The following is a 14,277-nucleotide window of genomic DNA, read 5'->3' as shown; positions in this document are numbered from 1 at the left end:
AAAATATTTTTGTTTTTATAGTTTACAAAAAAATATTTTTTTGTATAATAGAGTTAATAGAACAGGAGGATGCAGAGAATGAAGATAGGAATTATTGGATTAGGTAAGATGGGCATGAATCTGGCATTTAATTTAAAGGATCATGGGTACGATGTTCGTGGAGTGGATCTTTCTGAAGCTGTTGTAAAAGAGGCGGAGAAGAATAATATCACTGTTTACGAAAAAAGTGAAGCTCTGATAGGATCTTTTGAGCAGGAACGAAAAATCATTTGGCTGATGCTGCCTTCAGGTGAACCAACAGAAGCAGTGCTGAATGAATTGCTTCCACAATTGGGTCGATATGATATTGTGATTGAAGGCGGAAATTCCAATTATAAGGATTCAATTAGACGGGCTGAAAAATTTGCTGAAGAAGGGGTCTATTATCTGGATTGCGGAACTTCAGGAGGAATTTCTGGTGCACGAAACGATGCCTGTCTAATGGTTGGAGGTGCTGTCGAAGCTGTTTATGCAATGGAACAGGTTTTCAAAGATGTAACAGTTGAAGATGGATTTCTATATGCTGGCAAGTCTGGAAGCGGACATTTTCTTAAGATGATTCATAATGGGATTGAGTATGGCATGATGCAGGCAATAGGAGAAGGCTTCCAGCTAGTGGAAGCCAGCGACTACGATTTTGACTTGGCTAAAGTAGCAAAAGTCTGGAATCATGGATCAGTCATTCGAAGCTGGTTGATGGAGTTGGCACAAAATGCGTTTGAGGAAAGCCCTGGGTTGGAAAATTACCGGGGAATTGTTTCAGCATCTGGAGAAGCTAAATGGACGGTGGAAACAGCGTTGGATATGGAAGTACCTGTACCGGTTATTGCATTGAGTCTCATGATGCGCAATCGTTCTCAAGAAGAAGACAGCTTTTCTGGAAAAGTTGTTTCAGCTCTGAGAAACGGCTTCGGCGGACATGCTGTTGTTGAAAAATAATCATTAATCCTTTCCGGGGAAAAATATATATAATAATATTGGGGGAGACATTAGTATATCCTGTTTTCTAAAATCAAATAAGTGGTATTCTAAAGCTCCTCCATACCTCTGCGAGTAGCTATCTCTTTGTATATGGAATAAATTCTGAAAAATTTATCCTCATTTGAGCTTCGTATGCCATCCTGATAAAAGTTTCTATTTCAGTAGAAAATCCTCATCTCTACCGATATAAACGTGCCTATTTGGAAATATGCGACTCTCAGACATGTGATGAGTAATTGTAGGAACACACTCTAAATTAAGATTTACATTCTCTTTGTCTGCAACAGTTTACTTGGACTTCAGTGTCCTTAAAAAGATAACATCAATAAGTTTTTACGTGGCATAATAACCTCAAATATAGGGTGAGGCGGTAACCTGAGAATGCTGCGAAAAGATCGGATCGGGTACTCCATCTCCTTTTGCAGTTGACGAGAGATCAGTATGAAATGCATAAGGAGAATCTTTCCGGTATCACTGCACAGGAAATTGCTGATCATTTAAAGATTACCTGTGTGAATGCGAGTAAAGAACTGAATCCGCTGGTTAAAGAAAACGCTTAAAACAAAAGGGAAACCGGTTCTGTTTTTAGTGACAGAAATTTTTTCGTCTATTTTCTCAAAAAAAGTATATCATGATACTGTGAATCAGCTTAGTGAGGCCTTTCTGGAAAAAGTTGAACAGAAGGATGAGCAAATATTTGAACTGATTGGTAAAGAGGATAGCTTGAAGCATGCTGTGGAGGTGGCTAAATCAGCTGTTGTCTATCCGCCGAAAGGTCTGCCGACATTGACAGGCTTCACTAGAACTGCTTTGGCAGAGTAGATGAAGTCCTGTTACCTACTCAGTGAAGGACCTGGAGGTTCTCATATTTTCAGGCTTGTTCGGCTTAATTCTGAAGGAGTTGCTCCTGGGGTTACTCGTCGCAAAAAGAATTTTTGCTTTTGTACCACTGTTTATTCGGAGGTAGATACAAAGAGAGAGCGGAACTTTTTTTCTGTTCCACTCTCGTTTTTTCTTTGTATTTAGAAGAAGTATGATCATTTGAGAAAACCGACTGTTGCTTCTTTAGTACATAGTAAATAGTGGGAATCATGTATTTGTCAAGGTATAATAATGGAAATAAACGGATAGGGTGATCGAAATGAAGATAACAGCACTGAATAATCCATTATTTGTCATTATGGGCCCCAGTGGATCAGGGAAGACAAAAATCACGGAGCTGGCATTTCCCAAAGGCAGTAAGCTGGTCTCTTTTACGACGAGACAAAAAAGAAGAATGGAGCAGGAAGGCGTTGATTATTATTTCGTGAGCAAAGACCAATTTGAACGGCTGATTGGAGATGATCAGCTGGTTGAACATGATACATATGCGGGAAATCTTTATGGAATTGGTGAAGCAGAAATAATTGAGAAAACAAAAGAGCAATTTGCCTATAATGTTTTGACATTAAAAGGGTTCCAGATAGCTGAGCAGAGGTTTGGAGATAAAGTGATTCCGATTTTTCTGAATGTTTCAAAAGAGAATATCATGAAACGCTTGAAAAAGAGGAATGAGGATGCTCAAACAATTAAAAACAGAGCAGCAATTTATGAAAAAGATATGAGGATAAAAGAAGTGCTGGAAAGCTATCCGAATTTTCATGAGATTGACGGGAATCAAGGTATCAATAAAGTAGTTGCTGAAATGAAGAAAATCATCCAGTCAGTGATAGAAGAGAGTGTGGGACAGAAATAAGTTCCATACTCTCTTCGTATCTACCTCCGAATAAACGGCGGTACAAAAGCAAAAATTCTTTTTGCGACGAGTAACCGCAGGAGCAACTCCTTCAGAATTAAGCTGAACGATCCTGAAAATATGAGGAGCTCCAGGTAAGTATCAATTCACAGCCAGTCATTCTATGAATAGTGTTCCTTGACAATTTTCGGATATTCCTTCTTAATTCTCGGAGCTGACCGCTTTTGTCCCAACATCGATGAACATTCGACAGAAGATAGGAGCATGACCATCCGGTATGCGACGAGCATTTGAAGAGAAGCGTAGGAGCAAGTTGTGTAAAAAAAGCCATAAGACATGCGACGAGCATTCAAAGAAGTGTAGGAGCAAGTTGTGTAAAAAGCTATAAGACATGCAACGAGCATTCAAAGAAGTGTAGGAGCAAGTTGCGTAAAAAAAAGCCATAAGACATGCGACGAGCATTCAAAGAAGTGTAGGAGCAAGTTGCGTAAAAAAAAGCCATAAGACATGCGACGAGCATTCAAAGAAGCGTAGGAGCAAGTTGTGTAAAAAAAAGCCATAAGACATGCGACGAGCATTCAAAGAAGCGTAGGAGCAAGTTGTGTAAAAAAAAGCCATAAGACATGCGACGAGCATTCAAAGAAGTGTAGGAGCAAGTTGTGTAAAAAGAGCCATAAGACATGCGACGAGCATTCAAAGAAGCGTAGGAGCAAGTTCTTTTTGTATGCCTAGTGCCTCTAGATGAGCTAACCTCTATTCAAGGAATACTTATCGAGGCTACGCATATCATTTCACCGGATGTTCCTACACAAGTGAAACTGACAAAGCAGGACTGGCGGCTACTTCAATTTAATGTATTGATTCTATTTTATAAAATCAATCTTATATTCAGTACGCATACCATCCTGCTAATGCTCCTAGATGAGCTAGCCTCTATTCAAGGAATACTTATCGAGGCTACGCATATCATTTCACCAGATGTTCCTACACAAGTGAAACTGACAAAGCAGGACTGGCAATTTCAAAGAAGGTTTTAAGAAATATTGATATAATAGCTGTTATTTATTTTTTTTATCAATTTTAAATATCTTTTTTCATACAATAAAAACAAAGATTTTTAAAAGTGATAAACAGATTCGTTTTGTTATGTTATTAATGCTTCAGTATTTACTATATCAGTTGCTCAATTTGAAACAAATGATACAATATAGAGGAAACGTTATTGCGAAATGGAGGAAAATTTGTGGGAAATTTTCAGTTAACAGCTAACGCATCTTTGAAGACGATTGCATTTAAGATCAGCGACAACCATGAAATGGTCAACTTTTATAAGAATATTGTTGGATTTGTTTTAAAAAGTGAAGAAAATGGACTGTCTTATTTCGGAACGGCTAAGCTAAAAAATCAACAGCTGGTCCTGGAAGAAACCGAAATAAAAGTAAAGCATCCTAATGTTCATTTTTCTGTGGGGCTGCCATCCGAAGAAGAGCTGAAAAAAGCTGTAAAACGCTTTACAGATCATGACTATCCGTTTGAAAAGAAAGAGAAAGGTATTGTTTTTACAGATCCTGAAGAAAACAAAGTAGAACTGTTTATTAGAGAAAATCTGCTTGTCACAGCAGAGGTAGAGCCGGAGAGTGTTGTCCCAATAAAAAAAGCTGTCGATGAGGATGACTTAGAGGTTCTGCCAATTGACTATTCCAATAAATTGACGGAAACATGCAAAGTTATTCAATTCTGTGTGAATACGTGGAATAAAGAAGAAAGTAAAATTTTTTATGAAAAGATTTTAGGATTAGAGGCTCTTGGAGAAAATCAATTTGGTTTAAGTAATGGAAATTTGGTTCTTTTCCTGTGTGAGCAGGAAGTGAATGGGAGTGTGACTGATTTAGGATGGAGTTTCATTTCGATCAATGTGAAAAGTTCAGAAGAAATTGAAAAGTTAAAGAAGCATCTGGAAAAAGAAGAGAAGGTCTTTTTTGTAGATAACAAACATACCATTCTTTCAATCTTTGATACAAATGGTATTGAATGGTGGTTTACAGTAAAATAATCTGCGTATTAAGGATTGAGTGCGATGTATGAGCGGACGAAGAAATTAATTAGTCATTATTTGGATGAAGGGGTTTTTCCCGGAGCTTCATTTGCATTTATTCGGGGAGAAAGTATTGAAGAAACGACAATTGGAGCTGCACAGATTTTTCCTGTAAGAGAAAAACTGACTGCAGCTCTGCTTTTTGATGTGGCTTCACTCACCAAAGTAATTTGTACAACTACGGTCGTATTACAGCTTGTTGAGGAAAAGAAGCTCTGTATTGATGAAACTCTGAAAAAATACTATCCGTTTTTTCAGGATGGCAGACTGACTATTCGGCATTTATTGACACATACCAGCGATATCAACACATTTATACCAAATCGGGATCAGCTTTCTCAAAAGGAATTGATAGAGGCATACACTAGGATTCAATCTGGTGAAAAATTGGGCAAAGAATCAAAATATACAGATGCTGGAACGATATTACTGGGATTTATGCTGGAAGAACTGCTGGGGAAGCCAGCTATCGAGATATTTAAGGAGCGTGTCTTGCTTCCGCTTCAAATGACGAACAGCTGCTTCTTGCCTGATGATCCGTTCAAAACAGTGCCGACAGAGGATCATCCTGTTAGAGGACTGATTCGAGGACAGGTGCATGATCCCAAAGCTTTTGTATTAGCTGAGCATAGCGGGAATGCTGGTCTTTTTACCAATCTGGAAGATCTGGAAAAATTTGTCAGCATGTACTTGAATCGGGGCGTTTATAACGGAAAAAGAATGTTAAAGGAAGAAACCATCTTGGAATTACTTCAAGATCATTCCTTTGTTGAGAATCACAAACGTTCGCTGGGCTGGGATTTGAAATGGAGCCGGGAGCAGACGCCTTATCTTTTTCACACCGGCTATACTGGTACATTTATACTGATGGATATCTTAAAAAAAGAAGCATTTATTTTTTTATCCAACAGGGTTCATCCCTCAGATAGACGGGAAGAGTATATTGCAAAAAGAGATCAGCTGTTACAGCTTTACTTGGAAGAGAAAGACAGCTAAAATTATGTAGGTAAGTGTGGCAAGTTTAAATTCAGAAAAAACAGCAGGAGGAGTCAAATACTATGAATCAACCGTTATTTTTAGAACCTGTTTTTCAAGAGAAAATCTGGGGGGGCAATCGACTGCATACAGCTTTTGGTTTCGATTTACCTAACGAAAAAATAGGAGAGGACTGGGCAATCAGCGCACATCCTCATGGTGTAAGTACTGTAGTAAATGGAAAATTTGCCGGCAAGAAGCTGGATGAGCTTTGGTCCGATCATCGAGAATTATTCGGCGATGTCTCTGGAGATGTATTCCCGTTGCTGGTGAAAATTTTAGATGCAGAAGATGATCTATCTGTACAGGTTCATCCTGATGATGCGTATGGCTTGAAGCACGAGGGAGAACTTGGAAAGACTGAATGCTGGTATATTATTGATGCAGAACCGGGAGCTTCAATTATTTATGGTCATCACGCAAAGACAAGGGAAGAGCTGGCTGAAATGATTCATGATGGGAAATGGGATACTCTGCTGAAAAAGGTTCCTGTAAAAAAAGGTGATTTTTTCTATGTTCCAAGCGGCACTATTCATGCCATCGGTAAAGGAATTATGATTCTTGAAACGCAGCAAAGTAGTGATACAACCTATCGTGTATATGACTATGATCGGAAAGACGACAAAGGTCTGCCGAGAGAACTGCATCTTGAGCAGTCTATTGATGTGACAACAGTTCCGGCTAAAGAGCCTGCACTGAAGATTCAACAGCATAATCAGGGACAGTCAAGCGTGACTACGTATCTTAAAACAGAATTTTTCAATGTGTATGAATGGCTGGTAAAAGGGAGTCTGCAGCTGAAAAAGGAGGCTCCTTATACGTTGGCTACAGTGATTGAGGGTATCGGTACGCTGATTATTGAAAAAGAACTGCCCACCCAAAATGAGTCCTACGAACTGAAAAAGGGTACAAGCTTCATTCTTCCTGATGGTGTGGAAAAATGGCGAATTGAAGGGGACTTGCTGATTATAGCTTCAGAACCTGGAGCGTAAAAAGGGACTATTTTACCCAGTATTAGCCTGCAGACAAAGCCGAATAGTTCTTGTCTGCAAGTTTTTTTATTTCAGAATAAATGAGTAAATACCTGTCTGGTTCCTTGATTTTGAAAGGAGGATGAGAAACATTAGTGTAATGGGATAAAAAGAGATAGAGGGAAGAATAGTCATATAAAACTGGAAATTTTGAATATGATATAAGTATTCGAATTGAAAAAGAGGGGGTTGTTTTTATGACACGAAAGACCTATTTTAATAAAAGTACAATCTTTTGGGCAGTGCTGCTTGCTCCAATGCTCTTTATTAAATTTTTATTATATCTGTTTAATGATAGTGGGACAGATTTAAGTCAGTTTCAGGTGAGACTTAATACTTCCAGAGGGTGGATTATTTTTCAAAGAGGAGCACATACAATAGAGCTGTTATCGTATAAAAAGGTTTTGGACTATACTTGTCTTTATTATACTGGCAGAGTTGTATTTTTACCCTCATTTAATGTATTTATAAGTTTTTCTATGGGAGAATGAAACAGAAGTAAATGATGAAAAATTTGTGATAATTGAACATAGCAATTTTTTTATTCTAAAAAATCAATCCCATTGATTATCTTAAAAGAGCATACTTTTGAGAAAAGGTTGATCTGATAAAAATCTGAAACTTTAGAACTGAAATAGCATAATTATTTTTAGAACTTCAATGGGCGTCTGATTAATGAAAAGCTGTTTCGAATAAAAAACTGCAGACACCTGTTCTTTTCGATCATGTGGTCTACAGTTTATTTTTTTATTATTTGTTCCCAGCTGTCAGCTGTTTTCTCCGTATTTCCGTTCAAGCGCTGTATAAATCAAACGTTTGCCCAGATTTTCATTGCGGGAAAGAATAGGCCCATGAAAATAAGAACCAAATACATTTTTGTAATGGACACCTTCAGTGCCGTCCTCCGCATTGTTTCCTTTTCCTTCGATGACCTTCCCTAAAGGTTTTTCTCCTTCTCCAAGAAACGTTCGTCCATTGTGGTTTTCAAATCCATAATAAGTTTCGTCAAACTCTTCGTTATGGATGACAATATCGCCGATGTAACGGCTGTTTTCTTGACTCAGCGTGTAATGATCCAGTGCGCTGATGCCTTTGATTTTTTCACCATCTGCACCGATATAGTAATGACCCAACAGCTGAAATCCGCCGCAGATAGCCAGCATCACGCCATCATTCTCGATGTAGGCAGTCAGATCGTCTTTTTTCGATTGGATATCATGGGAGACAATCACCTGTTCAAAGTCTTGCCCGCCTCCGAAAAAGACTAAGTCATATTTATCAGGATCAAAGGGTTCATAAATGCTGACTATCTCGGAGTGAAACGCAATTCCGTCTTTTTCAGCCAGATATTTCAGCATCAGCATATTTCCGTTATCCCCATAGGTATTTAACAAATTTCCATAAAGGTGACAGACGTGCAGTTCTTTAGACACCGTTCATCCCTCCTTGAATATAGCCTTGAGCAGTTAAAGCTTTTCTCAACTGCAGAACAGCCGTATAAGTGGCTAGTATATAAACATTTTCAGTCGGCAGGCTTTTGATTGCCTGTATTACTTCGTCAAGATTTTTAATTTCGCTCAGCTTATCTTCAGGGATTCCAGCCACTTTTAAACGCAGGGCCATATCCTTATGACGATCGCCTCCAGCAATAACAGCGGGGATATCCATTTCAGCGAATGCTTCATGATTCCCGTCCCAAATCCAGCTGACGTCAATACCGTCTGCATAATTTGCATTAAGCAGAGAGACCAAAGAAAACGGATAAGGAGCCAGATTAATCATATCAACAACCTGATTCAGTCCTACAGGGTTCTTAACAAGCACTAGTGTACAACGTTTGTCGCCGATTTGAATCACTTCCTGACGACCGAATACTTTTTCATCATAGCTTAACCCGGCTTTGATTTTGTCTCCGGCTACGCCGTAATGCTCTGCAACTGCTGTCGCAGCCAGCGCATTGTACACGTTATACATGCCGCCGACTGAAATATCATAAGTATTTCCATCAATGATAAATTCAGCCGAAACATTATCCATGTGAACCATTTCAGTAAGCTGAACGTCTAATTCAGGTCTGCGAAAATCACAGTTTGGGCAGTAGTACTTTCCAAGATTTGCGTACGTAATCATTTTGTAATGCAGGATATGATGACATTTTGGACAAAGAATACCATCTGTATTGTAGTGAGCCAGCTGTTCCAGATCAGGCAAGTGATTGAAGCCGTAATATTTCCGGGGATTTACTGTATCAACAGAATTAAAGATAGGTGAATCGCCGTTGCAGAGAATCGGAGCTTCAGGAGAAGCTGCTGCTCCTTCGACAATCATACGATAGGTTGTATAGATTTCTCCGTATCGGTCCATTTGATCCCTGAAGATATTGGTAAAAAGAAACAGCTTTGGTTTAATATATTCCGTCACTTTACTTAGGCTGGCCTCATCAATTTCCAGAACAGCAAATTTCTTCTGGTTCTTTTTTTGTTTAGCCGATAGAAAGGTCGAAACAATTCCCTGAACCATATTGGCGCCGGTTGGATTGGTCAGCACATGATCAAATTCCTGTCTCAGAATATTGACAGTTAAAGCAGTTGTCAGAGTTTTTCCGTTTGTTCCAGTTACTACGACAATCTCATAATCCTTTGCCAGAGTATCCAAAATATTCGGATCTATTTTTAACGCAAGCTGCCCGGGGTAGCTGCTGCCCCCTTTGAAAAAGGTCTGCAAAACCCATTGTGAGGTTTTTCCAGCTGCAATAGCAAGTTGACTTCTAACACTCATATGGTTTCCTCCATCTATGTAAATAATAAGTTTGATCTCTGTAAACTCAACCTATCATACCATAATTAAAAAGAAAGTTTAATTTATTTTCTCTGATTTTTCGGTGTTCTTAAACAAATGGAAGGAATACTTGGAAAGGAAGAAGATTTCGCCTGAGCTCTACAGCTTATGATGCGTGCAGTCTGTTTAAAGCTGCGACAAATTAAAAAGACCGGACTGTCAGGTCAATCCGGTCTTTCTGCGGCTTTAACAAAGCTGTTAACCAATAATAATTTTCTCGGTAGGATATTCATAACCCAAATCACGAGTTTCTTTTGGAATAAACAGCATCAGTGTATACAACATGCCAATCCGTCCGATAAACATCAGCAATGAAATCATGATTTTGCCAATACCGCTTAAATCATCTGTAATACCCAGCGATAGACCTGTTGTTCCAAATGCAGAAGCAACTTCGACAATAATCGCAATCAGTGAATGCTCCTCCGTGGCTGATAAAAGAATGACGGAGAAGAAGCACATCAGTAAAGACAGCATGAAAACTACGACTGATTTTTTTACATCATCGTCATCAATTCTGCGACCAAAAACATTGACATTGTCTTCACTTTTAATAAATGCATACAGGTACAAGCCAAGAATCATGACGGTTGTTGTCCGGACCCCGCCGCCCACGGAGCTGGGGCTGCAGCCGATAAACATCAGCATGGAAAAGATAATCAGTGTAGTAACCTGAAAATCACCCAGATGATTAATCTGCAGTCCGGCATTTCTGGTAGTTATTGAATAGAACATGGAAGTGATCCAGCGATTTACTTCTGTCATATCTGTAAACAAGTGATTCCTTTCCAGCAGATAGATGATAGCTGTTCCGCCGATAAATAAAAAGACAAATGAAAGTAGTGCCAGCTTGCTGAAAAGAGAGAAGCGAAACGGCAGACCTCTTTTTTTCTTTTTAAAGAAAAACCATTCACGAATCTCCATCAAGACTGGGAAACCAATCCCTCCTATGAAGATTAAAAACATGATTACAATCAAAAAGAGATAGTCGTTTGCAAAAGGGATAATGGAATCGCCTGTAACGTCAAAGCCCGAATTCGTGACAGCAGAAATCGACTGATAGAAACCGTAAAAAATCGCATCCCGCCAATTGTCATAATAGCCGGCAGCATGAAAATAAATGGAAAAGAATGCACCGAACAGCAGTTGGAACCACAAGATAATGGAGAAGGTGATTCGAATCAGACGAACAATTCCGCTCAGCTTAGGCTGGTTCATATCGGTCATAATCAGCTGTCTTTGCTTTAACGTAATCCGACGCTTTGACAGGATAAAAAAGGCAGTGGAGATCATCATGATACCTAAACCTCCAACCTGAAAAAGAACTTCCAGCAAAATAATTCCTCTGTCGTTAAACACTGTATGAATATCAAAAGTAGTCAATCCGGTTACACTAACCGTACTGATCGCCATAAAGAGCATGTCCATGAAAGGAACTTTTGATCCCGGGACTCTGAAGACCGGCAGATAGAATAAGAACAGTGAAATCACTGTCATGAGAATATAATATGAAACAATAATTTGAATAGATGAAAAGTGATCCATAATATAATGGCGAATTTTTCTCTGAGCACGCCAAAGAAAACGACTGTAGGTCATAAAATGCCTCCTGAATTTCAATAAGTAAAGTATAGCAGAAAATACAGAATACGGAACAGGAAAAGCCGAAAACTCAAATCAATAATCAGAAAGAATTTTTGAGGAAGAAGCATTAATCGAATAAATGGATTAAGGAGGTCGACGATTTTAGCAGCTCAGGGATCATTTTTCAGTGTGTGAACTCTCTCTTTGGCACAGGTCATCACTTGCTGCTTTTTTTCAATGCGCTCAAAATCACAGGCATTTTTTCAAATATACTGCAATTTTGCGGAAAATATAGTAAAATACGAAAGGAATGAAATGAAAGGTGACTGTGAGCGATGGCACAACTTTTTTTTAAATATGGCGCGATGAACAGCGGCAAAACAATTGAGATTTTAAAAGTAGCACATAACTATGAAGAACAGGACAAGCCTGTAGTGATTATGACAAGCGGTCTGGATACCCGAGATGGTGTCGGGAATGTGTCCAGCAGAATTGGCTTAAAAAGAGAAGCACTGCCGATTTTTGAAGGGACAGATGTGTTTGAATTGGTTAATGGTTTGAAGGATCGACCTTATTGTGTATTGGTTGATGAATCTCAGTTTTTGAGCAAGCATCATGTCATCGAATTTGCCAGAGTCGTTGATGAGCTGAACATCCCTGTAATGGCGTTCGGATTAAAGAACGATTTTCGTAATGAGCTGTTTGAAGGATCAAAATATCTGCTGCTTTATGCAGATAAAATTGAAGAGCTGAAAACCATTTGCTGGTTCTGCCACAAAAAGGCCATCATGAATCTTCACTATATCGACGGTCAGCCGGTCTATGAAGGTGATCAAGTGCAGATTGGCGGCAATGAAGCGTATTATCCTGTGTGCAGACATCATTACTTTCATCCAATGGAAAGAAAAGAATCTTAGTGAAGCTGTAGATAAACAGATAAGGCAGGAACATAAAAAGTAATAGTACAAGAGAGCAGAAAAGACTGCCTCGTGGAGTAATTAATAAAAGCAAAGAAGGAGTTTAACTACATGTACGATCAGTTGCAAAGTATAGAAGATCGCTATGAAGAGCTGGGCGAGCTGTTAAGTGATCCGGAAGTCATCACTGACACGAAACGATTTATGGAGCTTTCAAAGGAAGAAGCAAATACAAGGGGAACAGTAGAGACTTATCGCCGTTATAAAACTGTGGTTGACGGTATTAGAGATACCGAAGAATTGCTGGGTGAAAATCTGGATGCTGAAATGGCTGAAATGGCCAAAGAAGAATTGTCAGATTTAAAAAAGGAAAAAGAAGAACTGGAAGAAAAAATTAAAATTTTGCTTTTGCCAAAAGATCCTAACGATGATAAAAATATTATCATGGAAATCCGGGGAGCTGCCGGCGGAGATGAAGCTGCACTGTTTGCAGGCGACCTATTTAACATGTATCAGAAATATGCTGAATCTCAGGGCTGGAAAGTGGAAGTGCTTGAAGCCAATATTACAGGAATCGGCGGTTATAAAGAAGTGATCATGATGATTAGCGGAGACAATGTATTCTCCAAGCTGAAATATGAAAGCGGCGCACACCGCGTACAGCGGGTGCCGTCAACAGAGTCACAGGGGCGTATCCATACGTCTACAGCGACGGTTGTTGTCATGCCGGAAGCAGAAGAAGTAGAAATTGATATCGCAGAAAAAGATATTCGTACAGATATTTATCATGCCAGCGGAGCGGGCGGACAGCACGTCAATAAAACTGCTTCTGCCGTTCGTCTGACACATATTCCTACCGGAGTGGTTGTTGCGATGCAGGATGAACGTTCGCAGCTTAAAAACCGGGATAAAGCAATGAAGGTTCTGCGTGCCAGAGTGTATGATATTATTCAGCAGGAAGCACAAAGCGAATATGATGCCAACCGTAAATCAGCAGTGGGCACCGGAGATCGTTCTGAACGAATCCGTACCTACAATTTCCCGCAGAATCGTGTGACAGATCATCGTATTGGGTTAACCATTCAGAAACTGGATCAAATTCTTGCCGGCAAGCTGGATGAAATCATTGATGCCTTGGTAATGTATGATCAGACATCGAAGCTGGAAGAGATGCAGAATGGGTAGAAGTTATTTTGAAGTCCTGAAACGGGCTTCTTCTTTTTTAGAAGAAGCCGGCAAAGAAGGCTATGCCATCCAGTATCTTTTTCTGGAAAGAAAAGGCTGGTCCAAAACAGACTGGCTGCTGCATATGAGAGATGCGATTTCAGCTGAGGAGGAACAGAGGCTAGAGGCAGATCTGGCGCAGCTTCTGACAGATTATCCCCCGCAGTATTTACTCGGATACAGTGAGTTTTACGGACATCGGTTTAGTGTTACAGAGCATACATTAATCCCAAGACCGGAAACTGAAGAGCTGGTGGAATACTGTCTTGAGGAAAATGGCAACAAAGAATTAACGGTAGTTGATGTAGGGACTGGAACAGGAGCTATTGCAGTCAGTCTGAAATTAGCCCGTCCTGCCTGGCAGGTAAAAGCAGTTGACTTGTCAGAAGAAGCGCTAAAAGTTGCAGAAAAAAACAGTGAAAGATTGGGAGCAGCAGTTGAATTCTTTTTGGGCAACGGGCTGACTCCGGTAAATGGGCATAGTGTTGACATTCTGATTTCCAATCCGCCGTACATCAGTACAGAGGAGTGGGCATTGATGGACGAAAGTGTACGGAAATATGAGCCCCATTTGGCTTTGCTGGCTGAAGAGAACGGTTTGGCTGTCTACAGGCAGTTGATTGAGGAAGCGAAAAGCTGCCTGGTTTCAAACGGAAAAATTTATTTTGAGATTGGTTTTCAACAAGGAGAAGCCGTCAAAAAAATGATTCAGACAGCTTTCCCGGAAAAACGTATTAGAATAAAAAAAGACCTTTCAGGGAAAGATCGAATGGTTATTGCAGATTAAACAGAGGAGGA

13 protein-coding genes are annotated in these 14,277 nt (G+C 39.6%); 10 read left to right on the top strand and 3 right to left on the bottom strand.

Annotation, left to right across the window (positions count from 1 at the left end):
* The first annotated feature begins 78 nt into the window (after window positions 1–78).
* From gnd to LI954_RS03445, 7 genes are all read left to right on the top strand, one after another.
* Complete coding sequence (gnd, locus tag LI954_RS03475) at window positions 79–978, top strand: phosphogluconate dehydrogenase (NAD(+)-dependent, decarboxylating) (protein WP_229441732.1); 900 nt, start codon at window positions 79–81, stop codon at window positions 976–978.
* 630 nt (window positions 979–1,608) lie between these two features.
* Window positions 1,609–1,842: a hypothetical protein gene (locus LI954_RS03470; RefSeq protein WP_229443632.1), complete on the top strand. Its 234-nt coding sequence runs from the start codon at window positions 1,609–1,611 to the stop codon at window positions 1,840–1,842.
* 319 nt (window positions 1,843–2,161) lie between these two features.
* A complete protein-coding gene (locus LI954_RS03465) occupies window positions 2,162–2,755 on the top strand; it encodes a guanylate kinase (RefSeq protein ID WP_229443631.1) in 594 nt (197 codons plus the stop codon).
* A gap of 1,243 nt (window positions 2,756–3,998) precedes the next feature.
* Window positions 3,999–4,808, top strand: a complete 810-nt coding sequence (locus LI954_RS03460; protein WP_202064655.1) for a VOC family protein — start codon at window positions 3,999–4,001, stop codon at window positions 4,806–4,808.
* A gap of 24 nt (window positions 4,809–4,832) precedes the next feature.
* Window positions 4,833–5,846 carry a serine hydrolase domain-containing protein gene (locus LI954_RS03455; RefSeq protein ID WP_202064652.1) on the top strand — a complete coding sequence of 338 codons (1,014 nt, stop codon included), beginning with the start codon at window positions 4,833–4,835 and terminating at the stop codon, window positions 5,844–5,846.
* A 62-nt stretch (window positions 5,847–5,908) separates the two neighbouring features.
* Window positions 5,909–6,877: a mannose-6-phosphate isomerase, class I gene (gene manA, locus LI954_RS03450; RefSeq protein WP_202064650.1), complete on the top strand. Its 969-nt coding sequence runs from the start codon at window positions 5,909–5,911 to the stop codon at window positions 6,875–6,877.
* Between the two features lie 236 nt (window positions 6,878–7,113).
* Complete coding sequence (locus LI954_RS03445) at window positions 7,114–7,407, top strand: hypothetical protein (RefSeq protein WP_229443629.1); 294 nt, start codon at window positions 7,114–7,116, stop codon at window positions 7,405–7,407.
* Between the two features lie 276 nt (window positions 7,408–7,683).
* Here the strand turns inward: LI954_RS03445 and LI954_RS03440 are convergent, their stop codons facing one another.
* The 3 genes from LI954_RS03440 to LI954_RS03430 all read right to left on the bottom strand — a co-directional run bounded on the left by LI954_RS03440 (window position 7,684) and on the right by LI954_RS03430 (window position 11,353).
* Entirely contained in the window at window positions 7,684–8,349 is a 666-nt protein-coding gene (locus LI954_RS03440; protein ID WP_202064646.1) for a type 1 glutamine amidotransferase, read from the bottom strand.
* Entirely contained in the window at window positions 8,342–9,694 is a 1,353-nt protein-coding gene (locus tag LI954_RS03435) for a Mur ligase family protein (protein WP_202064644.1), read from the bottom strand. Before LI954_RS03435 ends, LI954_RS03440 begins: the two co-directional genes overlap by 8 nt.
* A gap of 258 nt (window positions 9,695–9,952) precedes the next feature.
* Entirely contained in the window at window positions 9,953–11,353 is a 1,401-nt protein-coding gene (locus tag LI954_RS03430) for a TrkH family potassium uptake protein (RefSeq protein ID WP_229443628.1), read from the bottom strand.
* 320 nt (window positions 11,354–11,673) lie between these two features.
* Between LI954_RS03430 and LI954_RS03425 the strand changes: the two genes are divergently transcribed.
* The 3 genes from LI954_RS03425 (at window position 11,674) to prmC (ending at window position 14,266) form a co-directional block, all read left to right on the top strand.
* On the top strand, window positions 11,674–12,255 hold the full coding sequence (locus LI954_RS03425; RefSeq protein WP_202064614.1) for a thymidine kinase: 582 nt from the start codon (window positions 11,674–11,676) through the stop codon (window positions 12,253–12,255).
* A gap of 111 nt (window positions 12,256–12,366) precedes the next feature.
* A complete protein-coding gene (gene prfA, locus LI954_RS03420) occupies window positions 12,367–13,440 on the top strand; it encodes a peptide chain release factor 1 (RefSeq protein WP_202064613.1) in 1,074 nt (357 codons plus the stop codon).
* Window positions 13,433–14,266: a peptide chain release factor N(5)-glutamine methyltransferase gene (prmC, locus tag LI954_RS03415; RefSeq protein ID WP_229443626.1), complete on the top strand. Its 834-nt coding sequence runs from the start codon at window positions 13,433–13,435 to the stop codon at window positions 14,264–14,266. The genes prfA and prmC overlap by 8 nt, the downstream gene beginning before the upstream one ends.
* Window positions 14,267–14,277 lie beyond the last annotated feature (11 nt).

The organism is Enterococcus sp. CWB-B31 (genome assembly GCF_020567645.1).
In the GTDB taxonomy this organism is placed as follows: domain Bacteria; phylum Bacillota; class Bacilli; order Lactobacillales; family Enterococcaceae; genus Enterococcus_L.
The sequence above is the reverse complement of the archived record's forward strand: the minus strand, read 5'-3'. Positions and strand labels throughout refer to the sequence as shown.

Coding starts and splice junctions, on each gene's coding strand:
- gnd (WP_229441732.1), top strand. CDS start 79: ATGAAGATAGGAATTATTGGATTAGGTAAGATGGGCATGAATCTGGCA.
- LI954_RS03465 (WP_229443631.1), top strand. CDS start 2,162: ATGAAGATAACAGCACTGAATAATCCATTATTTGTCATTATGGGCCCC.
- LI954_RS03455 (WP_202064652.1), top strand. CDS start 4,833: ATGTATGAGCGGACGAAGAAATTAATTAGTCATTATTTGGATGAAGGG.
- manA (WP_202064650.1), top strand. CDS start 5,909: ATGAATCAACCGTTATTTTTAGAACCTGTTTTTCAAGAGAAAATCTGG.
- LI954_RS03445 (WP_229443629.1), top strand. CDS start 7,114: ATGACACGAAAGACCTATTTTAATAAAAGTACAATCTTTTGGGCAGTG.
- LI954_RS03435 (WP_202064644.1), bottom strand. CDS start 9,694: ATGAGTGTTAGAAGTCAACTTGCTATTGCAGCTGGAAAAACCTCACAA.
- LI954_RS03430 (WP_229443628.1), bottom strand. CDS start 11,353: ATGACCTACAGTCGTTTTCTTTGGCGTGCTCAGAGAAAAATTCGCCAT.
- LI954_RS03425 (WP_202064614.1), top strand. CDS start 11,674: ATGGCACAACTTTTTTTTAAATATGGCGCGATGAACAGCGGCAAAACA.
- prfA (WP_202064613.1), top strand. CDS start 12,367: ATGTACGATCAGTTGCAAAGTATAGAAGATCGCTATGAAGAGCTGGGC.
- prmC (WP_229443626.1), top strand. CDS start 13,433: ATGGGTAGAAGTTATTTTGAAGTCCTGAAACGGGCTTCTTCTTTTTTA.